Annotated in this window: 24 protein-coding genes and 1 pseudogene; 20 read left to right on the top strand and 5 right to left on the bottom strand. The window is 30.4% G+C overall.

The genetic code is table 11. The features are described 5' to 3' along the window. Positions 1 to 11: 11 nt before the first annotated feature. The 13 genes from MPF19_RS14825 to MPF19_RS14885 all read left to right on the top strand — a co-directional run bounded on the left by MPF19_RS14825 (position 12) and on the right by MPF19_RS14885 (position 9,240). Positions 12 to 224 (top strand): heavy-metal-associated domain-containing protein, encoded by a 213-nt coding sequence (locus MPF19_RS14825; RefSeq protein ID WP_203393696.1) that lies wholly within the window; start codon positions 12 to 14, stop codon positions 222 to 224. Positions 225 to 393: 169 nt separating this feature from the next. After that, the gene (locus MPF19_RS14830; RefSeq protein WP_203393697.1) at positions 394 to 720 is read left to right on the top strand and encodes a DMT family transporter; all 327 of its coding nucleotides are present in this window, start codon (positions 394 to 396) and stop codon (positions 718 to 720) included. A 459-nt stretch (positions 721 to 1,179) separates the two neighbouring features. Continuing rightward, positions 1,180 to 2,049: an AraC family transcriptional regulator gene (locus MPF19_RS14835; RefSeq protein ID WP_249988864.1), complete on the top strand. Its 870-nt coding sequence runs from the start codon at positions 1,180 to 1,182 to the stop codon at positions 2,047 to 2,049. A 90-nt stretch (positions 2,050 to 2,139) separates the two neighbouring features. Then, on the top strand, positions 2,140 to 2,589 hold the full coding sequence (locus tag MPF19_RS14840; protein WP_249988866.1) for a MoaF-related domain-containing protein: 450 nt from the start codon (positions 2,140 to 2,142) through the stop codon (positions 2,587 to 2,589). Positions 2,590 to 2,790: 201 nt separating this feature from the next. After that, a complete protein-coding gene (locus tag MPF19_RS14845; protein ID WP_249988867.1) occupies positions 2,791 to 3,417 on the top strand; it encodes an O-methyltransferase in 627 nt (208 codons plus the stop codon). Positions 3,418 to 3,510: 93 nt separating this feature from the next. Continuing rightward, on the top strand, positions 3,511 to 3,708 hold the full coding sequence (locus tag MPF19_RS14850) for a hypothetical protein (protein WP_249988869.1): 198 nt from the start codon (positions 3,511 to 3,513) through the stop codon (positions 3,706 to 3,708). A 4-nt stretch (positions 3,709 to 3,712) separates the two neighbouring features. Continuing rightward, positions 3,713 to 4,093, top strand: a complete 381-nt coding sequence (locus tag MPF19_RS14855; RefSeq protein ID WP_249988870.1) for a nuclear transport factor 2 family protein — start codon at positions 3,713 to 3,715, stop codon at positions 4,091 to 4,093. Continuing rightward, positions 4,093 to 4,719, top strand: a complete 627-nt coding sequence (locus MPF19_RS14860) for a ferric reductase (RefSeq protein ID WP_249988871.1) — start codon at positions 4,093 to 4,095, stop codon at positions 4,717 to 4,719. The genes MPF19_RS14855 and MPF19_RS14860 overlap by 1 nt, the downstream gene beginning before the upstream one ends. A 6-nt stretch (positions 4,720 to 4,725) precedes the next feature. Beyond that, positions 4,726 to 5,454, top strand: coding sequence for a siderophore-interacting protein (locus MPF19_RS14865; protein WP_249988873.1), 729 nt, complete (start codon positions 4,726 to 4,728; stop codon positions 5,452 to 5,454). 16 nt (positions 5,455 to 5,470) lie between these two features. After that, a complete protein-coding gene (gene egtB, locus MPF19_RS14870) occupies positions 5,471 to 6,619 on the top strand; it encodes an ergothioneine biosynthesis protein EgtB (RefSeq protein WP_249988874.1) in 1,149 nt (382 codons plus the stop codon). A gap of 4 nt (positions 6,620 to 6,623) precedes the next feature. After that, positions 6,624 to 7,625 carry an L-histidine N(alpha)-methyltransferase gene (gene egtD / locus MPF19_RS14875; protein WP_249988876.1) on the top strand — a complete coding sequence of 334 codons (1,002 nt, stop codon included), beginning with the start codon at positions 6,624 to 6,626 and terminating at the stop codon, positions 7,623 to 7,625. Between the two features lie 2 nt (positions 7,626 to 7,627). Further along, positions 7,628 to 8,293 carry an aspartate/glutamate racemase family protein gene (locus MPF19_RS14880; protein WP_249988877.1) on the top strand — a complete coding sequence of 222 codons (666 nt, stop codon included), beginning with the start codon at positions 7,628 to 7,630 and terminating at the stop codon, positions 8,291 to 8,293. Between the two features lie 98 nt (positions 8,294 to 8,391). Beyond that, the gene (locus tag MPF19_RS14885; protein WP_249988879.1) at positions 8,392 to 9,240 is read left to right on the top strand and encodes an SDR family oxidoreductase; all 849 of its coding nucleotides are present in this window, start codon (positions 8,392 to 8,394) and stop codon (positions 9,238 to 9,240) included. Between the two features lie 236 nt (positions 9,241 to 9,476). Here the strand turns inward: MPF19_RS14885 and MPF19_RS14890 are convergent, their stop codons facing one another. The 3 genes from MPF19_RS14890 to lon all read right to left on the bottom strand — a co-directional run bounded on the left by MPF19_RS14890 (position 9,477) and on the right by lon (position 15,934). Continuing rightward, entirely contained in the window at positions 9,477 to 10,268 is a 792-nt protein-coding gene (locus MPF19_RS14890) for a phosphocholine cytidylyltransferase family protein (RefSeq protein ID WP_249988881.1), read from the bottom strand. Between the two features lie 373 nt (positions 10,269 to 10,641). After that, complete coding sequence (locus MPF19_RS14895; protein ID WP_249988882.1) at positions 10,642 to 13,272, bottom strand: M1 family aminopeptidase; 2,631 nt, start codon at positions 13,270 to 13,272, stop codon at positions 10,642 to 10,644. A 208-nt stretch (positions 13,273 to 13,480) separates the two neighbouring features. After that, a complete protein-coding gene (gene lon / locus MPF19_RS14900; RefSeq protein ID WP_203393708.1) occupies positions 13,481 to 15,934 on the bottom strand; it encodes an endopeptidase La in 2,454 nt (817 codons plus the stop codon). Between the two features lie 243 nt (positions 15,935 to 16,177). Here lon and MPF19_RS19435 point away from each other — a divergent pair, with 243 nt between their 5' ends. Together MPF19_RS19435 and MPF19_RS14910 are read left to right on the top strand one after the other, a co-directional pair. After that, a complete protein-coding gene (locus MPF19_RS19435; RefSeq protein WP_203393709.1) occupies positions 16,178 to 16,393 on the top strand; it encodes a type II toxin-antitoxin system HigB family toxin in 216 nt (71 codons plus the stop codon). Further along, positions 16,384 to 16,482, top strand: a pseudogene (locus MPF19_RS14910) (transcriptional regulator); the annotation flags it as partial. The gene MPF19_RS19435 and the pseudogene MPF19_RS14910, both read left to right, overlap by 10 nt. A 1-nt stretch (position 16,483) precedes the next feature. On the opposite strand, the gene MPF19_RS14915 reads toward MPF19_RS14910, so the two are convergent. Then, positions 16,484 to 17,143: a class I SAM-dependent methyltransferase gene (locus MPF19_RS14915; RefSeq protein ID WP_249988884.1), complete on the bottom strand. Its 660-nt coding sequence runs from the start codon at positions 17,141 to 17,143 to the stop codon at positions 16,484 to 16,486. Between the two features lie 142 nt (positions 17,144 to 17,285). Between MPF19_RS14915 and MPF19_RS14920 the strand changes: the two genes are divergently transcribed. Genes MPF19_RS14920 through MPF19_RS14935 form a run of 4 tightly spaced genes read left to right on the top strand, consistent with a single transcriptional unit; the run spans position 17,286 to position 20,184 of the window. Beyond that, positions 17,286 to 17,852 carry an RNA polymerase sigma factor gene (locus tag MPF19_RS14920; RefSeq protein ID WP_249988886.1) on the top strand — a complete coding sequence of 189 codons (567 nt, stop codon included), beginning with the start codon at positions 17,286 to 17,288 and terminating at the stop codon, positions 17,850 to 17,852. Further along, positions 17,842 to 18,366 carry a hypothetical protein gene (locus tag MPF19_RS14925; protein WP_203393712.1) on the top strand — a complete coding sequence of 175 codons (525 nt, stop codon included), beginning with the start codon at positions 17,842 to 17,844 and terminating at the stop codon, positions 18,364 to 18,366. The genes MPF19_RS14920 and MPF19_RS14925 overlap by 11 nt, the downstream gene beginning before the upstream one ends. Beyond that, a complete protein-coding gene (locus MPF19_RS14930) occupies positions 18,350 to 19,423 on the top strand; it encodes a hypothetical protein (RefSeq protein ID WP_249988888.1) in 1,074 nt (357 codons plus the stop codon). The genes MPF19_RS14925 and MPF19_RS14930 overlap by 17 nt, the downstream gene beginning before the upstream one ends. Positions 19,424 to 19,449: 26 nt before the next feature. Beyond that, positions 19,450 to 20,184: a head GIN domain-containing protein gene (locus MPF19_RS14935; protein ID WP_249988890.1), complete on the top strand. Its 735-nt coding sequence runs from the start codon at positions 19,450 to 19,452 to the stop codon at positions 20,182 to 20,184. Here the strand turns inward: MPF19_RS14935 and MPF19_RS14940 are convergent, their stop codons facing one another. Then, complete coding sequence (locus MPF19_RS14940; RefSeq protein WP_249988891.1) at positions 20,185 to 21,000, bottom strand: DUF1853 family protein; 816 nt, start codon at positions 20,998 to 21,000, stop codon at positions 20,185 to 20,187. A 79-nt stretch (positions 21,001 to 21,079) separates the two neighbouring features. Here MPF19_RS14940 and MPF19_RS14945 point away from each other — a divergent pair, with 79 nt between their 5' ends. Continuing rightward, on the top strand, positions 21,080 to 21,751 hold the full coding sequence (locus MPF19_RS14945) for a DUF2461 domain-containing protein (protein ID WP_249988904.1): 672 nt from the start codon (positions 21,080 to 21,082) through the stop codon (positions 21,749 to 21,751). Positions 21,752 to 21,932: the final 181 nt, after the last annotated feature.

Consider the following 21,932-nt stretch of genomic DNA (forward strand, 5'->3'; position numbering starts at 1 on the left):
AAATAAAAATTATGACAACCGTAAAATACAAAACAAATATTCATTGTGGAAGCTGTATTAAATCTGTAACACCTGTGCTAAACGATCTAGATAACCTAGATTTTTGGAAAGTAGATTTAGAACATGATGATAAAATTTTAGAGGTAAAATTAGATGATGAAGATAAAGATAGCGTTATAAAGGCTGTTAAAAGTGCTGGTTTTGAAATTGAAGAAATTCAATAAAAAGTAGTTAGCAAGTACAGTAAGTTTTTCTGAAAATTAAATAGTAATAAAGCTCAAAATACTATAAATTGGTGTTTTGAGCTTTTAGCTTTTATAATGTTTATTAGAGAGCAAAAGGTTCGCTTTTTGTAATCGTAATCATCAAACAAAAAAAAACAAAAAATTAAATATGAATTGGATATTATTAATTATTGCCGGACTTTTTGAAGTCGCTTTTGCTACTTGTTTAGGAAAAGCCAAAGAAAGCACGGGTACAGAAGCTACATTTTGGTATGTAGGTTTTTTAGCCTGTTTGTCTTTAAGTATGGTTTTACTTGTAAAGGCAACGCAAGAATTACCAATTGGAACGGCATACGCAGTTTGGACAGGAGTAGGAGCAATAGGAACCGTACTTGTGGGAATCTTCATTTTTAAAGAACCTGCTACTTTTTGGCGTTTGTTTTTTATTTCGACTTTAATAATTTCTATTGTTGGTTTGAAAGTAGTTTCTAATTAAATGAAATATACCCAATCTTTCTATAGCTTCTTTTTTTGTTATATAACAAAATTTTAGCTAAATGAAGGGTAAAGAGATTGTTACAGTTTACAAAATAATATTTAAAAGGTACACAAATATTCTGTTGTTCGTTAAAGTTATCAAACTAGTCTAGCCCTGATTGCTACGGCATTCTTTTTAGAGGTACGAAAAAAAGATATAGTCTTTCGACTTCGCTAAAGATAAATTCCAAGCAGGAAATAGCTTCAAAAACTGGTTTTAATTAATCTTTAAATTGATTAAAGTATTCTGTGGATACAATTTTAGAAGCTGATTTGAAAAATTAAATGTTTTGTATTTTGACTTTTAGTCTTAAAAAACTAACTTCGTTAGAGTATATTAACAATTTGAAACCATAAAATAGGAATTTGTAATTTTACTTTTGCAAATCTTGTTTATTTAAAATATTAAAGTAATCGTTTGAAAAACATTCCAAACATAGCCTTTCAAGGAAAAAATCGTAAAAGCATTTTTGAGCTTTTAAACTTATCAGATTTATTTGAAAGGTTAGATAGCATTGAAGATCATGAACCAAGGCAGCCACATAGAATTGCATTTTTTGCCTTGCTAATTGTAACAAAAGGAACTGGCACTCATCAAATTGATTTAAAGGATTATAAGGTTGAAGAAGGTACGGTTCTTAAAATAGCGAAAAGACAAGTACATTCCTTTCAAAGAAATGCAACATACCAAGGTTTTTTAATAATTTTTACAGAAGAGTTTCTGATGAATTATTTCTCTAAATCTTCTATTAATTTAATTTCTAATTTATACAATTACCATTTGTCTTCTCCTGTTTTTAAAAATAAAATAGACAATGAGAATCTAATACATCAATTGCAATCGGAAATTGCACTAGAGAATAGTTTTGCGCATCGTAATATTATGGCGGCGTTTCTAGATTTGTATTTATTAAAGTTAGAACGTAAATCTCCTGATAATTACATTCCAAAAAACAAGTCGAAACAGTTTTATACTTTTGATCAGTTTAAAAGTTTGGTAGAGAATAATTTTACAAAAACCAGAAATGTAAAAGACTACGCCAATTTATTATTTATTTCTACCAAAACGTTAAATAGTGCCGTAAAAGAATTTACCTTAAACACGGCTAAAAACTTTATTGATGATTATGTTATCTTAGAAATAAAGCGAGATATGATGAGTACCAACAAAAGCTTAAAAGAAATTGCATTTGATACTGGCTTTGATGAGGTTACTAATTTTACAAAGTTTTTTAAAAAGAAAATGAAGGTAAGTCCGAAAGAATTTAAAAATCAGCAGTTTTTTTAATTCCTATATTTACCATTATTACCTTAAGATTTACCTTTCTCATAAAAGAGTTTTATAGCAACTTTGTATTAAATTTAAAACTCAAAAAAGATGAAAGCAAAATTAATTACTTTATTATGTCTTGCACTATTTACAGTAGGACTTGGTTTTTCACAAAATGAACCAAAAGCAGAAAATAACTTCCAGTTTGGACAAGCAGAGCACCTTTTAGACGGGTATTCTTTTAATTTTCAATATCAAAATGGTGCTGGATTGCACATGGAATTTAAAGATGGAAAAGCAAAATATCAATGGGTTGATGGGCCAAATAAAGGAAACGGAAACGAAGACATTCCATACAGATCAACAAAACTTGGAAACGACATGTATTTAGTGAATTGGCACGAAATAGGTTTAAAAGACTATTTAACCATTGTTTTTGATTTTGATAAAATGCTAATGCACAGTTCTATTATAGTGGGTTATCAAAATAAACCAGAAAGAACTTTAAGAACAGTGTTTACAAGTGGTATTATAGATCATTTAAAAAGACCTGAATAAGTTTCAGAATAATAGAAGCAATTACTTCTTATCAATATATCTAATCTGATAAATTCCATTTGGTGTTTATCAGATTTTTTTTTGTTATAGAATTCCGTTTAATTTCTTAGGGGTTCATATTCACCATTTTTAAGCATCTTTTGATAAAAACAATTGTATGGAATCTTATCAAATTTGCAGTACTAAATAATTAAACCTATTATGATAGAACAATCGAATAAAATTAACGTGCTATTAAATCAATTATTTAATGATTCAAAAAACGATCATTATAAAATAATGAAAGGTTTGGCAAAAAGTGCTTTTAGATCAATTCAACCGATAGATTTTAAAGATGTTTATTTGTCCATATCAAAAGAACAAGGAACAAAACTAGTAGCGCTTATTAAAGAAAAAAACTTAAAAAATATTGTTGAATTCGGCACATCTTTCGGAATTTCTACCCTTTTCTTAGCACAAGGAATACTAGAAACGAAGGGTAAAATTATTACAACCGAATTAATTGAATCTAAAGCAAAAAGAGCCACCGATAACTTTAAAAACGCAGGTGTTTTAAACCTTGTAGATGTAAGAATTGGTAATGCAATGGAAACCTTAAAAGGGCATGATGAACCTATAGATTTATTATTTTTAGATGGTTGGAAGGATTTGTATTTACCATTATTCAATATACTTGCACCTAACTTTCATAAGCAAACAATTATTTATGTTGATAATGCAAATATGACAGCATCTAAAGCGTTTTTAAAAGTAATTGCTGAAACCGGAAAATATCAATTAGAATCTAAATTTGGAGGGAAAGTAGTCTTAATATCAATAAAGGAATAACAACACATTTCTTACATTTACCATAGAGAACCCTAGATTTACCTTTTATAATAAAGAGATAATTAGACCTTTGTAAACTATAAAACAAATATTATGAGTCAAGTAGGAATTTGCCCAACATGTGGCAGCAAATCAAAAATAAAAGAAAAAGAAGGAAATACTATTTATACGGCAGTACAAGATGATGAAGCCTTCAAAAAAATAGGTCAGATGAAAAAAGCGATGGAGAAATTTAAGCTAAAAGCAGAAACTTTAGAAAAAGAATTAGCGGCTTTAAAAGAAAATCTATAATACCATGGATATAGAACAAAATAAAAAGAATGCAATTGCTTTTTACAAAATGGCTTATGAAGGAAACCCTACAAAAGCTGTTGCGTTATATGTAGGTGAAAAATATATCCAACACAACCCAATGGTAGGAGATGGGCCACAGGCGTTTATTGATTATTTTGATAGAATGCAAAAGGAATTTCCGGTAAAAACGATTGACTTTGTACGAGCAATATCCGAAGGAGATTTGGTTGCCTTACACACCTATCAAGAATGGCCAGACAACGATAATTATGTGACCATGGATTTTTTTAGGTTTGATAAAAACGGTAAAATAGTAGAACATTGGGACAGCATTCAACAAGTACCAAAAGAGGCTTTGAACAATAATACCATGTACAAATAATGAAAGCAATAAAAAAGAATTACGGTTGGGTAATTGTTGCTATTCTAGCGCTATTACCAATGCTTGTAATCATCAATATGTTTAATGTAGATCTGTCTAACGGATTTTCTCTTTCGTTGATAGAAGGCAAAGGAGCTGACGGAAAAACGACTTTAGAAATGTTGTATCATGTTTCTGGTGAGTTTGCCATCCGTTGGATGACGGCTGTTTTAACATTAACTCCGGTTTTTATCATTTTTGGTGTAATGAACCTATTTGTCCGTCAGGCAATGGGAATTGCAACAGCTGTTTGGAGTTTTCTGCATTTTATTATTTTTATTTGGGCAGAAGGGTTTTTAGAAACCTTTACACAAGTAAATTATGTAGCTGGTTTTGTGGCAATTTTAATATTAATTCCGTTGTTTTTTACTTCTAATAGAAAGTCGATGAAGTACCTAAAATCGAACTGGAAAAAATTACAAAGTTTTGCGTATACAGCTATCTTCTTAAGCTTATTACACTTGGCTATTTTAGACAAAACATGGCTTATTTATGCCATAGTTGTTGGTATTGGTTTTATCATCAGAATTCCTTTTATGAAAAATAAGTTTATTGAAAGAAGAAAACGAAAAAGACTAAAATCTTAAAGTAAGATGGGATTATTAGAAAACATAATCAAAAAGGTTGTTTTAGAAGCAGCTGTTATTGAACAAAAGGAAAAAATTTCTGCATCTGTTTATAAAATCAGATTGAAAAGTGAAAGTCTAAAAAAAGCTGATTTTAAACCTGGCTATTTTTTACGTTTAGGAATCGGAATTGGTAATGATAATTTATCAATGAAAGATAAAGTACGTAGCTATAGTGTTTGGGATATAAACCAAACTGAAGGCTATTTAGATCTTGCCATTGCAACCGATAGCAAAGGTATTGGATCGCAATGGGTAACTAATTGTTCAGTAGGAGAGACTGTCTATTTTAAATGGAAAAAAGGAAACTTTTTATTAGATGAAACTGCAGAAAGCTATTTAATGATTGGCGATTTATCTGCCTTATCACATTTATACATTCTAAACAGAAACTTACCAAATAATAAGCAAGTAGAAAGTATACTATATAGTGAAAACCAAAATGCTTTTTTTGATGATATAGATGGTTCTAAACCATTTAATGGTTATTGTTTAGAACAAAACCCAATAAACGAAATTTTAGAAAAGGTAAAAGAAATTACTCCTAAATTAAAAGGAAATAAAATTGTTTATATTGCAGGAGACAGTAGAGTTTGTGTAGCATTAAATCACTATTTTAGAAATGAACTAAACTGGAATACCAAACAAATTAAAACAAAACCATTTTGGAATCCTGATAAAAAAGGACTGGAATAAAGCTATAAAAACCTAAATGAAATTAGCAGAAAAATACAAAGAAGTAAGATTAAAAACGACCACTTTTTGTAATCATCTAAATATAGAAGATTATGCTATTCAGGTAGTGCTATTTGCCAGCCCCCCAAAATGGCATTTAGCACATACTACTTGGTTTTTTGAAACTTTTATTTTAAAAGAATATATAGCAGATTACACCGAATTTAATGCGGATTTCAACTTTCTGTTTAATAGTTATTACAACAATGTTGGTACTAGAATATTACAAGCAAACAGAGGTAATATGTCTCGGCCAAGTACCAATGAAATCTATGAATATCGTGCGTATGTAGATGCCAAAATGATTGCTTTTTTAAAGGATCTTTCTGATGAAAAAATAATTGATTTGGTAACATTGGGGTTAAACCACGAACAACAACACCAAGAATTATTAGTAACTGATGTAAAATATATGTTTGGGCACAATCCTATTTTTCCAGTTTTTAATAGTGAGTACAACCTGGTAAAAGATAAAAATACAACAACAAAAAGCATACAGATACCTGCCGGAATTTACGAAATAGGACACCAAGGAACAGACTTTTGTTACGATAATGAATTGGGTGTTCATAAAGTATATCTAGATGATTTTGAAATTGATAATCATTTGGTAACCAATGGCGATTTTATAGAATTTATAGAATCTGGCGCCTATTCAGATTTTAATCTATGGTTAGATGAAGGTTGGTCTTGGGTAAATAAAAACAAAATTAATTCCCCTTTATATTGGCATAAAATTGATGGAGAATGGCATTCTTACACGCTTGCAGGTTTGCAAAAAGTAGATACAGCTGCTATTTTGAGTCATATTAATTATTACGAAGCCAATGCTTTTGCAGAATGGAAAGGAATGCGACTATCCACCGAATTTGAATGGGAAATTGCAGCTAAACAACTAGATTGGGGAAAACGTTGGGAATGGACAAATAGTGCCTACTTGCCTTACCCAAGATTTAAAAAAGAAAATGGAGCAGTTGGAGAATACAACGGAAAATTTATGAGCAACAAAATGGTATTGAGAGGAGCATCGGTAGCAACTTCTCAAGATCATAGCAGACCAACGTATCGTAACTTTTTTAACCCTACCGAAAGGTGGCAATTTACAGGAATTAGATTAGCAAAATAATAATATGATTGAAATCGTTAAAAAGAAAGATAAAAAAGGAGGTATAAGCAGTTTAGAAATCAATGAAACATTTAGAAATGATGTTGAAAATGGACTTCTGAGCAATCCAAAAACGCTTTCTTCAAAGTATTTTTATGATAAAAAAGGCGATGCACTTTTTGTAGAAATAATGAATTTGCCTGAGTATTATTTAACACGTAGCGAACTAGATATATTCAAAAATAAAACGAAAGATCTAATAGATAGTTTTAAGATGAAAGTCGATTCTTATTTTGAATTGATTGAATTAGGTGCAGGAGATGGATTAAAAACAAAAGAATTATTAAAAAGTTTAACTGCGCAAAATTACAATTTTGAATATTTTCCTATTGATATTTCTTCGAATGCTTTAGGTCAGTTGAAACAAGATTTAAATACTGAAATACCAAACTTGTCTGTAAAAACACAACAAGGAGATTATTTTGAAGTTTTAGATTCCTTAAAAAAGAGCAAACAGCCAAAAGTTATCTTGTTTTTGGGTTCTAATATTGGGAATATGACCGATGAACAGGCTGCAAAATTTATCTATAAACTAGGCGCAAATTTAAATCCGGGTGATAAATTGTTATTAGGCGTAGATTTGATAAAATCGAAAGAAATTGTGCTTCCGGCTTATGATGACAGCAAAGGAATAACTGCGGCGTTTAATTTGAATTTATTAGATAGAATCAACAATGAATTAGGTGGTGATTTTAACCTTAATCAATTTGAACATCAGCCAGAATATGACGAAAAAGAAGGCATTGCAAAGAGTTATATAGTTAGTACAGAAAATCAAACTGTTACCATTAAATCTATCGGTACATCTTTTAGTTTTACCAAAGGTGAAAAAATTCACACGGAAATATCGAGAAAATATAATGATGAATTGATTCAGCAAATTATAGCGAATACAGATTTTAGTATCGACACGAAAATTATGGATAGCAAAGCCTATTTTGCAGATTATATTTTAACTAGAAATTAAAAATGAGTAAAACGCAACTTGCCATATTAGGATTAGGAAGCAGGTCTACTTTATATTATTTAGAGCAACTAAATAAGGTGTATAATGCAAAAAACGGAGGGTATAGTACTTGTCCGTTTTTTTTATTAAATACAGATTTTGATACCATAAATCCGCTTTTACCAAATACTTCAGTGCAATTAGATGCTATCTTACAAGGCTATTTAGATCAAATTGAAGCCTTAGAAGTTGCAGAAATATTAATTCCGAATATTACATTGCATGAAACGATAGATCGGTTAGAACTTCAGAAAAACATCTTACATCCGTTGCCTTTATCAGTTTTAAAAATGAAAGAAATTGACGCTAAGAAAGTCATGCTTTTGGGTTCTTTACATTCTATGAAATCCAGTTATATCCGTTCTTATTTAGAATTAAATTCTATTGAAGTCTTGCTGCCAAGTTCAGAAGATATGGTATGTATAGATGAGGTTAGAAAGCATATTTATAATACTACGGAAACCAAAGAAATCATTAATAAGTACCATCAATTGATTAAAAAATACAGCGAAAATTATCCTGTGATTCTTGGTTGTACAGAGTTGTCAATCTTAAAACCAATAGACCAAAGAAGTCTTATAGATATGGCGCAACTTCAAATTGAAGCAGCGGTAAAAAACATCTTATAAAAGCTAACTTTTACCATTTTTAGTCGAAGATGTATCTATCGATTAATAAGTAACATTCGGATATTTGTAGTCTAAAATAAACCTATTAAAAAGATATTATGAAAATAGCAGTAACATCAGCAAGCGGAAAATTAGGAGCATCCATTGTAAAACACTTAATTAAAGCGATAGGAAAAGAAAATGTAATAGGAATCGCTCGTACACCCGAAAGAGCAGCTTATTTAGATGTAGAAATAAGAAAAGGAGATTATAACAATCGAGAAGATTTTGAAAATGCATTGCAAGGAGTAGATGCGGTTCTTTTAGTTTCTGGAATGGATGATCCACAGAAAAGAATTATACAACATAGAAATGTAATTGAAGCTGCAAAAAGCAATGGCGTTCAAAAAATAGTGTATACAAGTATTGTGGGTGCAGAAGAAAACAATGCATTTAGTCCTATTGTGCAAACAAACAGACAAACAGAAAAAGACGTTATCAATTCTGGTTTGGATTGGGTTATTGGAAGAAACGGTATTTATATTGAACCCGATTTAGAATATATTGATACTTATGTGAAAGATGGTGAAATTAGAAACTGTGCAGGTGAAGGTAAATGTATGTATACAAGCAGAGAAGAATTAGGTTTTGCGTATTCAAAAATGCTTTTAGAAGAAAAACACAATGGTAGTACCTACAATTTAGTTGGAGAGGCAATTACTCAAAGTGAATTAGCTGCTTTAATAAACCAGGTTTATGATACTAATTTAACCTATAATGCTGTTTCTGTTGATGCTTATGCCGCTGAACGAAAAGCAGCATTGGGCGATTTTATAGGAACTGTAATTGCCGGAATTTATGAAGGCATAAAAGAAGGTGCAAATGAGGTTCCTTCAGATTTTGAAAAAGCGACAGGTAGATTGCATCAATCTCCTTTAGAAATGATAAAAACTTTTAAAGGAAAGTAGAATAAGATTAAAGTAAGTAATCTTTTGTTATAAAGAAATTGCGAAGTTTACAAAAGAAATAAACTTCGTAATTATATATAGAATTTACATCCGTTTTTATGTTTTTCACTATAGTTAGCAAGTAGGTCTAGCCCTGATTGAAACGGCATCCTTTTTAGAGGTACGAAAAAAAGATATAGTCTTTCGACTTCGCTCAAGATAAATTTCAATCAGGAAAAAGCTTCTAAAAAGAATATTTAATATAAGGCGAATTCAATTTCTTTTTCGGTAACAGTAGGAAACAGTTTTTCAGCTTCTGCTAAATCTAGGATTGTGTCTACTTCGTACCATGGTTTTTCATCGAAAGAAACAGCTTCTAATTGCAGTTTTTTCTCATGTACCAATACAGTAAAAACCGTTTCGTAATAAGAGTTTACGCTTCCTGCAGAAATATAGAGATTCAGTTTTTTAGTAATTTCTTGCCAAGATTCTAGTGAAAAACTATAAATATTTACGGTCTTATAACGTGTTTCTGTATAAGGTTCTGTAGTGCCTGCTTGAAACTGTATCACCTTATTTTGATTGTTAATAGTTACGGTAGTTCCGTTAAGCCAAGGTTGCATTTTGGCAACGGCAATTCTATCTGGATACATCATATTGGTTAATAAAGAGGTATCTAAAACCAAGTCGCTTTCTATGAGAACAAAAGGTTCTTGGATGCTTTTACGAGCCATCCAAAGTGAATAAATATTATTGGTAGTTTTGTATAACGGACTGTGTACATACTCAATATTTAAACCATCTATTTGGTTGCCCAAAAAGTCTACAATACATTCTTGTTTGTAACCTGTTACAATTACTAGGCGCGTAAAACCTTGTGCTGTTAAATTGGTTACCAAACGCGCTAACATCGATTTTTCACTGACTAAAGTTAAACATTTTGGTGCGTCTTTTGTTATAGGAAAAAGGCGACTTCCCGTTCCGGCGGCAAGTAATAATGCAGTAGTGATTCTGTTTTTATTAGTATGTTTTTCTGAAGTAATGGTCATGTAATATTAATTTGGGGCAGTATCAAAAAAAAACATAAAAGCATTCTTAAAAGCTTTTATGTTGCCTAAATTTAATGTTCTACTATATTTTTTGTGGATAATTTAAAGAATATTTATAAAGGTTATTAATGTAATAATTGACTTATAAATAAAGAGCTATAAAATCCATTTTCGGCAAATTTACTATGCTAAATTGAAACGAACTATAAAAATTTAACAAATTAAGAAAGAAAATAAAGTTTAGGAAAAGATATAAAAAAAGCCTCTAATTACTGAATGATTTTCAGTGTATTAGAGGCTTGTTTAAACGGGTGTTTATTGGTTTCCTTAAAATTATTTATTCTTGTATTGCAGAAAATAAAAAAATAAATATCTATTTAAAATTAGAATCGGCAATGCCTTTATTAATCTTTATTTCTGTGATTTTCATTTCTATATTTTGTCCAAAATTATTAGAAGTTTGTGTAAATGGAATTTTAATTCCGTCTACTGTTTTGTAATCAGCGTATTCAGTAATTGAGTTACCTGTTTTTCCTAGTGCTTCATGCTTGTATTTTAATCCAGAAGTAACATTGTAATAATTTTTACTAACATCTCCATTTGGACTTGTTATTTTAACAACATACAATTGTTCTCCGTTAGTTACTTGCACTCCTAAAAGTTCCGTTTTATAACCTTTTTGAACATATTCTAATTCTGGAAAAATTACGACTTCTTTTAAAATTACTTGTTTTTGTTTTGTGTCTAGTGGCTGCACTACACCGTTACTCATTGCAGATACTTGGTCTCCGTTTACAACATATTTTACAAAAACTTGATTTGAAGCAGGAATAGAAATTGACATAAAATATTTATTAGAATCCTTTTTCATGGTTTCAATTTTAATTGCTGTTCCCTGAATATTGGTATTCATACTTGTAGCAATATCCTTCACATTCTCCAATTTATTTTGTCCGCCAATAGTTTGAATATAGTTGTTTATTACACTTTTAGCAGTAATTCCTGCAGGAGCATCTAACAGTACGGTTAAAGTGTTATTAGCAGGGTTTAAGTCTGGTACTTCGTGATTAGGATCTATTTCTACCGATATAATTTTAGTAGTAGACTCATAATTATACACATATTCTGGCCCAGTCATCCAAACTTCTACGGGTAATTTTACTGTTTTTGTGGTATTGTTTGCTTCAGTAATTTTTAAGGTTACTGGCATTGCCATTTTATTTTTATTTAAAAGAGTAATGAGTGCCCCGTTTTTAGGATCTCCTTTTACATATTTTACACCTTCTACAGCCTGATCTAGTTTCCAATTGTTCATAAACCAACCTTTCCAAAACCAAGTAAGATCTTCTCCTGCCGCACTATTCATGGTGTTAAAAAAGTCCCATGGAGTAGGATGTTTAAAAGCCCATCTTTTAATGTAGGTTTTAAAAGCATAATCAAAACGATCTTGCCCAAGCACTGTGTTTCTTAATATTTGTAAAGCTGTACTCGGTTTGTAATAGGCTTCTACACCCAAATTACCTTGATTATGAATTACATCTGGCACCGTAAAAACAGGATCTAATTGCTCGTTAAAAAGACGAATTCCCATACTTTGTAAATCTGCGGTATGATAATATTCTCCATTGTTAAATTCTTTGGTATCAACATCGTTAATAAAAGTATTAAAACCTTCATCCATCCAAGCAAATTTACGCTCATTAGAACCTACAACCATTGGAAACCAGTTATGACCAAATTCGTGATTAATTACGCCCCAAAGATTCTCTCCTTTGCTTTTATAATTACAGAATACAATTCCTGGATATTCCATTCCGCCTTCATGAGCGCCAACATTTGTAGCAACAGGATAGGTGTATGAAAACCATTTGTTAGAATACAATTCAATAGAATTTTTTATATATTCAGTAGATCTGCCATAACCATCTATTCCTGAGTTTTCTACAGGATAAAGAGATTGTGCTAAAGCTGTTTTTCCTTTTGGTAAATTAATTTTTGCAGCATCCCAAATAAAGGCATTAGAAGCTGCCCAAGAAATATCTCTACTTTGTTCAATTTTAAAGTGCCATGTTAACATGCCATTTTTATCTGCTTTGTGATGATCTGCCCTGTCTAACATTTGTTTTACAGATTGAATACTCACTGTTTTATCACTTTTTTGTGCTTTTTCTAATTGTTTTTGCTCGTATTGGGTTAATACTTCTTTCGGGTTTTGTAGCAATCCAGAACCTACTACAATCATATCTGCAGGAGCTGTAATTTCATAATCAAAATCTCCATAATCTAGGTAAAATTCACCGGTACCTAAATAGGGTAGGGTATTCCATCCATCTACTTCATCCATTACTTCCATTCTAGGGTACCATTGGGCTAAAGTATAAATCCAACCATTTTTTGTAAGTACTCTTCCCATACGGTCTTTTCCGTGCTCTGGAATATCAAAAGAATAATTGATGGTAATTTCCATATCTTTTCCTTTTGCTTTCAGGGTTTCTGGTAATCGGATTTGTAGACGAGAATCAGAGACTATATAATCTGCTTTCTGCTTACTGCCTCTGTCCATTTTAATAGCCACATTTTTTAATTCGTATCCATTTGTATACGTATGTACGCCGTTACGGTCATTTGCAGGGTATAATGCAGAACCACGAGATTCTTTTTTAAAGGTATTTTGATCTAATTGCAACCAAAGAAATTCTAGATTATAAGGGCTGTTATTAATATATTTAATAGTTACACTACCGTCTATTTTTTGGTGAATTGTATCTAACGTAGCTTTAATTTTATAATTTGCCCTATTTTGCCAATATTCTGATCCTGGGTTTCCTGTAGCACTATGAAAACCATTTACCTGGTCTGTCATAAAAAGAGGACTGAAGGCTTCGTACTTGTTAAAAGTTGATTTTTGTTCTTTGTTTAGTTGCGTATTTTCTTGGGCAACAACATGGTTTGTAAATCCACCAATTAGTAATAAAAAGGCAGAAAAATTCATCAAAAATTTCATAAGTTTATTTTTATTAAAGAATAGTAAACGAAGGTATAAAAAAGTGATTTCCAATTAATTTTTATCGTGTTAATAATATGCGAAAATTAGAAGGACTTTATAGGAAAAAGTAAAATTTAACGCAATAATTTTAATAGAAAAAGCCTTCTTAATCCTGAATCTGTTTCAGTATTAAGAAGGCTTTTTCTACTTATTTAAGCTTTTTTAATTAGCCTAACTTCTTAGCATTCTTTACTTTTTGTTTTGTAAGCGCTAATTCTATTACTTCTTTCATTTCTGTTACATAATGAAAAGTCATGCCCTTTAAGTAGCTTTCTTTTATTTCTAAAATGTCTTTTTCATTTTCTTTACACAGAATTATTTCTTTAATATTTGCTCTTTTAGCCGCTAATATTTTTTCTTTAATTCCGCCAACAGGCAACACTTTTCCTCGTAAAGTAATTTCGCCAGTCATGGCTAATTTATTTTTAATTTTACGTTGTGTAAAAGAAGAAACCAAAGAGGTTAACATGGTTATACCTGCACTTGGTCCGTCTTTTGGAGTTGCACCTTCAGGTACGTGAATGTGTACATTGTATTTTTCTAAAACCTCTTGCTTAATACCTAATTCTTCTGCATTTGATTTAATGTATTGTAAAGCAATGGTAGCAGATTCTTTCATTACGGTTCCTAAATTACCTGTAATAGAAAGGTTTCCTTTTCCTTTAGATAAAATAGATTCTATAAATAAAATATCTCCACCTACGCTTGTCCAAGCTAAACCGGTAACTACACCAGCAACATCATTGTTCTCAAATTTATCTCTAAATCTTGGTGTTCCTAAAATATTTTCTATTTTTTCTGATGAAATAGCAATATCATATTCTTCTTCTAAAGCGATAGATTTTGCAGCGAATCGAACTACTTTGGCAATTTTCTTTTCTAAACCACGTACACCAGATTCACGTGTATAACCTTCTACAATTTGCTCTAATTGTTTTTTACCTAACTTTAAATGTGCAGTTGTTAAACCGTGTTCTTTTAATTGTTTTGGTAATAAATGTCTTTTGGCAATTTCTATTTTTTCTTCAATGGTATATCCAGAAACATTTATAATTTCCATTCTATCGCGCAATGCCCAAGGAATTTGACCTAAGTTATTTGCAGTTGCGATAAAAAGTACTTTAGATAAATCATAACCAACTTCTAAATAATTGTCGTAAAAAGATTCATTTTGTTCCGGATCTAAAACTTCTAACATGGCAGAAGAAGGATCTCCTTGATGGCTATTGCTTAGTTTGTCAATTTCATCTAAAACAAAAACGGGATTCGATGTTCCTGCTTTTTTAATATTCTGAATTAATCGCCCTGGCATAGCACCAATATAGGTCTTTCTGTGTCCTCTAATTTCTGCTTCATCACGCAAACCACCTAAAGACATACGGACATATTTACGACCTAATGCCTCTGCAACAGATTTTCCTAAAGAAGTTTTACCAACTCCTGGAGGTCCGTATAAACAGATAATTGGCGATTTCATATCTCCCCTTAACTTTAAAACGGCTAAGTGTTCTATAATTCTTTCTTTTACTTCTTCTAAACCAAAATGGTCTCTATTTAAAACTTTAGTTGCAAATTTTAAGTCGAATTTATCTTCAGAGTAGATGCCCCAAGGTAACTCTAGTAATAATTCTAAATAGCTTCTCTGAACACCATATTCCGCAGCTTGTGGGTTCATTCTTTTTAAGCGATTCAACTCTTTTTCAAAAGTTTCACCAACTTCTTTGCCCCATTTTTTAGTTTTAGCCTGCTTGCGCATTTCTTCTAACTCTTCGTCATTAGAAACACCACCTAATTCATCTTGAATGGTTTTTAACTGCTGATTTAAATAATACTCACGTTGTTGTTGGTCTAAATCTTCACGTGTTTTAGACTGAATATCATTACGTAATTTTAACTTCTGAAGCTCTTTATTTAGGTTTTTTAAAGCTAACAAGGCACGCTCTTTTAGATTATCTTTTTCTAAAATTACTTGTTTTTGAGCTACAGATAAATCCATGTTCGATGAAATAAAATTCACCAAAAACGAATCTGATTTTATGTTTTTAATTGCAAAAGAAGCTTCACTAGGTAACATTGGGTTTTCTTTAATTACCTCTAAAGCTTGTTCTTTAATAGATTCTATAATTGCTTCAAATTCTTTTTCGTCATCAACACTTCTGTCTTCAATAGCTTCTTTTACCGTTGCTTTTAAATACGGTTTGTCTTGAACAATAGCATCAATTTCGAAACGTTTTTTACCTTGAATGATAACGGTTGTGTTACCATCTGGCATTTTTAAAACACGTAAAATTTGTGCAACAACACCAGTTGTATGGATGTCTTTTAAAGTTGGTTCTTCTTCGTCTTCATTTCTTTGTGCAACAACACCAATTACTTTATCGCCCTTGTTTGCGTCTTTTATTAATTGAATAGAAGCATCTCTACCGGCTGTAATAGGAATTACAACTCCCGGAAACAATACGGTGTTTCTTAAAGGTAAAATGGCTAAAATTTCTGGAACACTTTCCTTGTTAATAATCTCCTCATCTTCTGGAGTCATTAACGGTATTAATTCAGAATCTTCATTCAACATACTATGTAGCGACATATTGTCTAAATGCATTATTTTTGGTTTGCTCATGTGTTATATCTCTGTCATACTGACATTGATTTTTAAATAGTATAAAATCAATATCAATTTGTTGTTTTTAATTTATTGATAATCAAGAATGTAATAATTAATTTACTTGAAGTCTAATATATAAAAACAATTGTTGTGCCAAGGTTAAAATAGTTGAGATTCAATTTAGTGATAGGACAAATTTTTATTTAAAAAAATACCGTTTCGGGAACTTTGTTTGTATTTGCATAAATAAAATAGTGTGTGCGAGTTATTGCAAAACGACCTTTAAGAGATTTTTGGTTAAAACATTCAGATGCTGAACAGCAACTTACCGCATGGTACAGAGAAACCGAAAGATCTAACTGGGAATCTCTAAATGAATTAAAAAGAGAATACCCAAGTGCTAGTATTTTAAAAGATAATAGCGCAGTATTTAATATAAAAGAAAATAATTATCGGTTAATTATGAAGTTTTAAACAAAAAAAGAAAATTGAGTCTAGAAATGATTAGAGACTTAAACTTGAAATCACATATTCCTACTGAAGTTTTGGAGCAAGATTATTAACCTAAAAAATAGTATAAAGCGTGGTAACAATAATGCCCTTACCATCTTCTAAAGTATAAGTCAATAATTCTTTTTCTTCTTTAATTTTCAAATGAAAAGGAGTTGTTAATAAGTCAATTCCGCTTTGTTTTTTTATTCTTATTCCTTGTCCGGAAATAATATCTTTATTTGGAATAAAACTTCCTGCAGGAATGTGTTCTGTAAGAATTACATATTTATAATTTGCTAGTTTCTGTGTTACTCTTTGTACTTCTGTGTTTGATAAATGTTGTAAAACTTGTCTTAAAATAACACAGTCTGCTTTTGGTAAATCATCAACAGCAATATCTAAACATTCAAACTTTAAATTATCCGTTTTAAAGTTTTCTTGATTATATTTTATCAATTCTGATACAATATCTACAGCCACATAATTATCAGTATATTTTACAAAGTTTTTACCAATGTTAAAATCTCCACATCCCAAATCTAAAACTGTAATTGGATTTTTAAAAGAAGTTAAAAAAGAGCTAATAGTTTCTATATAAGGTGCTATTATTTCTAGTTGATGAGAGCCAGAGCCAGAATAAAACTCAGAATTATTACTTCCCCAGAGATTCATTTTATATACCTGATCCATAGCATCTTTTGTAGGCCAAGGTTTCTTTGTTTTTTTATCCATAGAAATTTAAAAACATAATTATTTAGAATCAAATGTAACAACAAATATCATAAAAGGAATCTCAGTTAAAAAAAGAGTATTTTTATTTTTGAAAACTGTCACAAATTAAAAACAGTTTTGTCTCTATAATAGAAACGTTTTATTGGAAGCTAATCAACCACATATAACCAACCTTATAAAACGCTGCAAAAAGTCAGATAAAAATGCACAGTTAGATTTGTACAAAGGGTATTACCAAGCCATGTACAATACTGCATATCGTATTTTAAAAGATAATTTTGAAGCGGAAGATATTATGCAAGAAGCGTTTTTAACGGTTTTTACAAAGATGGATAGTTATAAGGGTGAAGTTACTTTTGGAGCGTGGTTAAAAAGAATAGTAATCAATAAAAGTTTAACGCAATTAAAGAAAAATAACAGGTATCAAGAAGTGAAAATGGATGTAATTCTTGATGATGAAGTTGAAGAAGAAACGATTGATTATACCGGTTTAAAAGCAAAAAATGTATTGAGTTGTTTGCAAAGTTTAAAAGAAAACTACCGATTGGTGTTAACCTTACATTTAATAGAGGGGTATGATTATGAAGAAATTTCTCAGATTTTAGACTACTCGAACGAAAATGTGAGAACAACCGTTTCTAGAGCAAAAAAGAAATTAAAGCAAGTATTACTTGCAGAGAATAGTAAAGCACAAGCGTATGGAAGATAAATTAAATCAATTTTTTTCTGAAAATGAATTCGACTTTCAAGAACCACATGCTGGCCATTTAGAACGTTTTGAACATAAACTAAATAAGACGAAGACCAAGCCTAAAACTTCTTGGAAATGGTTATCCGTAGCTGCATCCGTAGTTTTAATATTTGGGTTTTGGTTGGGCAGCAGTCATCAAAAAAGACAATTAGATTTGGCAGATGTTTCTCCTAAAATGGAAGAAGTACAAAATTATTTTGTTTCGGCCATAAGACAAGAATTAAAGACCGTAGAGAAAAATAGAAGTTTAGAAACGGAAAGGATCATTGAAAATGCGTTAGTCCAATTAGAAAAATTAGAAGTGCAATATGCCGTTTTTATTAAAGATTTAAATAATAATGGCAAGCAAAGAAAAATTATTAGTGCAATGATTAGAAATTATCAACAACGTTTGGATGTTTTAGAGAATACACTAAAACAAATAGAACAGATTAAGAAACCTAATTTACTAAACGATGAAATCTATATATAAAATTACCTTATTGCTTCTTTTAATACCTCTATTGGCCAGTGCTAATAACGGTAAAAAGAGGCATGAAAAAAACAAGGTTATTAAAAAAGTTTTTGCTGTAAATGCGGATGCTAAAGTTGTACTTAATAATAAATATGGTAATTTAAATATTACTACTTGGGATAAAAATAGTGTGGAAATTGAAGTTACTATTACTATACAAGGTGATGATTTAGATGATGTTGAAGATAAACTTACGACTATAGGTGTTGCGTTTAACGCCAATTCTGAATTAGTAGAAGCTAGAACAATAATTGAAAATAAAAAAAGTACTTGGTCTTGGTGGAAGAAGAGTAACGCTATTAATTACAAAATTAATTATGTGGTAAAAATGCCAAAGTCTAATGCGGTAGATTTGAATAATGATTATGGTAATATTTATTTAGATAACTTAGAGGGTAAAGCAGTTATTAGTTGCGATTATGGTAAGATTTCTATTGGAAATTTGTCTTCAAAAGATAATGATATCAGGTTAAATTACGCTACAAGTTCTAGTATTCATTATATGAAAGATGGTGAGGTAAATATTGATTATTCAAAACTAAACATAGAAAATTCAGAGAGCGTTAGAGTGGTTGCCGATTATTCAAATATAAAATTAGAAAAGGCTCTAAGAGTAGATTTTAATTGTGATTATGGTTCTCTTTCTATTGATGAGGTAGAGAGTGTAAAAGGAAATTCTGACTATGTAAGTATGCATTTTGGTACGGTAAAGAAATACTTATTTATAGAAACGGATTATGGATCTTTAACTGTTAAAAACTTAGCAAAAGGTTTCGAAAACGTAGATATTGATGCTGAATATGCTGGGGTAAGAATAGGGGTAGATCCCAATGCTGTTTTCGAATTTGAGATCGATTTACAATATGCCGGTTTTAGTAGGAGTGATGAGAATATAACATTTTATAAAAGTATTTCTAAGGCTACCGAAAAATATTATGAAGGTAAATTTGGAAAAGGAAAAACCAATTCCAAACTTAAAATTAAGTCTCAGTACGGAGGTGTTAATATAAAATAAAGATAAATCAACCAAAAACAAATAAGATGAACAAAAAAATAATTTTAACCAGTTTAATTTTAACAATCACCTTTGCGGTAAATGCACAAAGTTGGTTCGGAAATAGTAGTAGGGTAAAAGGAAACGGAAATGTGGTTACTATAACAAGAACCACTTCTAATTTTAACGGTATTTCTGCCGGTGGATCTTTTGATGTAATTCTTGTAAAAGGAAAAGAAGGTGAAATAACAATACAAGGAGAAGAGAACATAATTCCACTAATAGAAACAGAAGTTTCTGATGATATTTTAAAAATTAAGTATAAGAATAACACCAATATCAGTACCACAAAAAGAGTGGTTGTTACCGTTTCTTATGAGCAAATAGAAAGTGTTGCTTTGGGTGGTTCTGGTAATATATCAAGTGCTTCTTTAATAAAAGCGAACCATTTTAAAGTAAGTATCGGTGGCTCTGGAAGTATTACTATTAAAGTGGATGCAGACAGTGTAAATGCTTCAGTTGGAGGTTCTGGAAATATAAATATAGAAGGGAAGTCTAACGAATTAACATGCTCAATTGCCGGTTCTGGAAGTATTAAGGCTTATGGTTTGCAAACGAATGAAGTATACGCTAATGTAGCCGGTTCTGGAAGTATTAAAACAACGGTAAAGTCTAAAATTAAAGCAAAATTAGTGGGCTCTGGTAGTGTCTATTATAAAGGAAATCCTAAAGATGTTAAAAGTAAATCCGTTGGTTCTGGAGATATTATAAATAAAAATTAGCTACCACCAAACTAAAAATATTTTTAAAATCTCGCCATTTTGCTTTTTCATCCAGCAAAGTGGTGAGAATTTTCTTTGATAATATTCCTTAACAATAAGGTTTAATTCTTCAAAATTTAACCAGGCTACATTTTTATGAGGAATCACAATCCAGTCTTTTTTATTTGGGATAAAAAACTTGCAATTTTTAAACTTTTCTAATTCGTTTTTGTTGATGTAAAAACCAGCAATACAATTTGGATTAAATACTGTTAACTGATGTTCTTTATTAGAAAAAGGAACAAATAATTGCCCTTTAAAATAGACTTGTTGTTTTATATCTGATACATTTAAATGGATGGATTTCAAATAATTGTTGCATTCATTAGAGTAGAGAAGAGGCAATTGTTTGTCTTTTAATTTATCTAATTTTTCAACAAGAGAATCTTTTCTATTCGGACCAATAAAATGTTCAATTTCAGATTTACCAACTGAAGCATCATATAAATAGAATTTGTAAATAACTTCTAAATGGATGGGTTGATCTTCTTTTAATAGGATACAATCCAATTCACCTAAAGTAATTTTTTCTCGTTGAATTTGAATGTTTTCACAAATAATAGTAATCGATTCTTCTTGTTTTAGTTGATAAGAAACAAAACGTTCTATGTATTTTCCTAAACGCAGTTTTTCATTGATGTCTATATCAATTTTTGATGATTTTGGTTCAATTATAAATTGGTGTAAGCCATAAATAGTATTGCCATTCCACAAACAAGGAGTTTGTAAAAAGCCCTCATATCTTTTCTGAATGTCTTTTGTTTTTTGATGTGTCATTATTTCTTCAAATTTACGGTTTTATAATTTCCATTTATAGAATAATTTGTACATTGAAAACCTAAATAATAAGATCAAAATGCAATTCGAAAAATCGAGCTTTCAGTTTTTAAAAGATTTACAAGAAAATAATAATAGAGAATGGTTTACAGAGCACAAACCTACTTTTGTAAAGCATCAAAAAAATCTAAAAGAATTATTTTTAGAAATACAATCGGATTTAGAAAAACATGATGAAATTGATAAAATGAAAATTTATCGTATTTATAGAGATGTTCGTTTTTCTAAAGATAAAACGCCTTACAATCCAAGATTTGCTGTTTCTTTCTCTAGATTAGGAAAACAATTACGCGGTGGTTATTTTTTACAAATTAAACCAGGAGAAACTTTATTAGGCGGTGGTTTTTGGCAACCAGAAAAAGATGATTTGTACCGATTAAGAAAAGAAATAGAACAAGATGCATTTGAATTTCGTGAAATTTTAGAAGATAAGAAATTTGTAAAATACTTTGGTGGGAAATTTAGCGGAGATGAATTAAAATCTGCTCCAAGAGGTTTTGATAAAGAACATAAAGACATTGATTTATTACGTAAAAAAGGTTTTGTAGCTACTAGAAATTTTACAGATGCGGAAGTATTAGCGCCTAATTTTTTAGAAGAAGTAGACAAAAGTTTTAAGGCATTACGTCCGTTTTTTAATTTGTTTAGTGATGTTTTAACAACAAATTTAAATGGGGAGAGTATTGTTTAGTGTTGAGAGTTATTTCGCCGAGATTCACGGAGGAAGCACAGAGATTCGCGGAGGTTTTATTTTTGTTTAAAGTTTAAAGAACGAAGGTCATCCTATGTTTGTAAACTCTTAAAGTTTATGTTAAAATTAATTACATTTAAGATTAATAATAACAGAAAAGTATAGGGTAAAGGTTAAGATT

This window comes from Polaribacter sp. Z014 (assembly GCF_023555435.1).
GTDB lineage: Bacteria > Bacteroidota > Bacteroidia > Flavobacteriales > Flavobacteriaceae > Polaribacter.

Excerpts from the sequence above, each read along its gene's own strand:
- MPF19_RS14825 (WP_203393696.1), top strand. The coding sequence starts at position 12 with ATGACAACCGTAAAATACAAAACAAATATTCATTGTGGAAGCTGTATT.
- MPF19_RS14830 (WP_203393697.1), top strand. The coding sequence starts at position 394 with ATGAATTGGATATTATTAATTATTGCCGGACTTTTTGAAGTCGCTTTT.
- MPF19_RS14840 (WP_249988866.1), top strand. The coding sequence starts at position 2,140 with ATGAAAGCAAAATTAATTACTTTATTATGTCTTGCACTATTTACAGTA.
- MPF19_RS14845 (WP_249988867.1), top strand. The coding sequence starts at position 2,791 with ATGATAGAACAATCGAATAAAATTAACGTGCTATTAAATCAATTATTT.
- MPF19_RS14850 (WP_249988869.1), top strand. The coding sequence starts at position 3,511 with ATGAGTCAAGTAGGAATTTGCCCAACATGTGGCAGCAAATCAAAAATA.
- MPF19_RS14855 (WP_249988870.1), top strand. The coding sequence starts at position 3,713 with ATGGATATAGAACAAAATAAAAAGAATGCAATTGCTTTTTACAAAATG.
- MPF19_RS14860 (WP_249988871.1), top strand. The coding sequence starts at position 4,093 with ATGAAAGCAATAAAAAAGAATTACGGTTGGGTAATTGTTGCTATTCTA.
- MPF19_RS14865 (WP_249988873.1), top strand. The coding sequence starts at position 4,726 with ATGGGATTATTAGAAAACATAATCAAAAAGGTTGTTTTAGAAGCAGCT.
- egtB (WP_249988874.1), top strand. The coding sequence starts at position 5,471 with ATGAAATTAGCAGAAAAATACAAAGAAGTAAGATTAAAAACGACCACT.
- egtD (WP_249988876.1), top strand. The coding sequence starts at position 6,624 with ATGATTGAAATCGTTAAAAAGAAAGATAAAAAAGGAGGTATAAGCAGT.
- MPF19_RS14880 (WP_249988877.1), top strand. The coding sequence starts at position 7,628 with ATGAGTAAAACGCAACTTGCCATATTAGGATTAGGAAGCAGGTCTACT.
- MPF19_RS14885 (WP_249988879.1), top strand. The coding sequence starts at position 8,392 with ATGAAAATAGCAGTAACATCAGCAAGCGGAAAATTAGGAGCATCCATT.
- MPF19_RS14890 (WP_249988881.1), bottom strand. The coding sequence starts at position 10,268 with ATGACCATTACTTCAGAAAAACATACTAATAAAAACAGAATCACTACT.
- MPF19_RS14895 (WP_249988882.1), bottom strand. The coding sequence starts at position 13,272 with ATGAAATTTTTGATGAATTTTTCTGCCTTTTTATTACTAATTGGTGGA.
- lon (WP_203393708.1), bottom strand. The coding sequence starts at position 15,934 with ATGAGCAAACCAAAAATAATGCATTTAGACAATATGTCGCTACATAGT.
- MPF19_RS14915 (WP_249988884.1), bottom strand. The coding sequence starts at position 17,143 with ATGGATAAAAAAACAAAGAAACCTTGGCCTACAAAAGATGCTATGGAT.
- MPF19_RS14925 (WP_203393712.1), top strand. The coding sequence starts at position 17,842 with ATGGAAGATAAATTAAATCAATTTTTTTCTGAAAATGAATTCGACTTT.
- MPF19_RS14930 (WP_249988888.1), top strand. The coding sequence starts at position 18,350 with ATGAAATCTATATATAAAATTACCTTATTGCTTCTTTTAATACCTCTA.
- MPF19_RS14935 (WP_249988890.1), top strand. The coding sequence starts at position 19,450 with ATGAACAAAAAAATAATTTTAACCAGTTTAATTTTAACAATCACCTTT.
- MPF19_RS14940 (WP_249988891.1), bottom strand. The coding sequence starts at position 21,000 with ATGACACATCAAAAAACAAAAGACATTCAGAAAAGATATGAGGGCTTT.
- MPF19_RS14945 (WP_249988904.1), top strand. The coding sequence starts at position 21,080 with ATGCAATTCGAAAAATCGAGCTTTCAGTTTTTAAAAGATTTACAAGAA.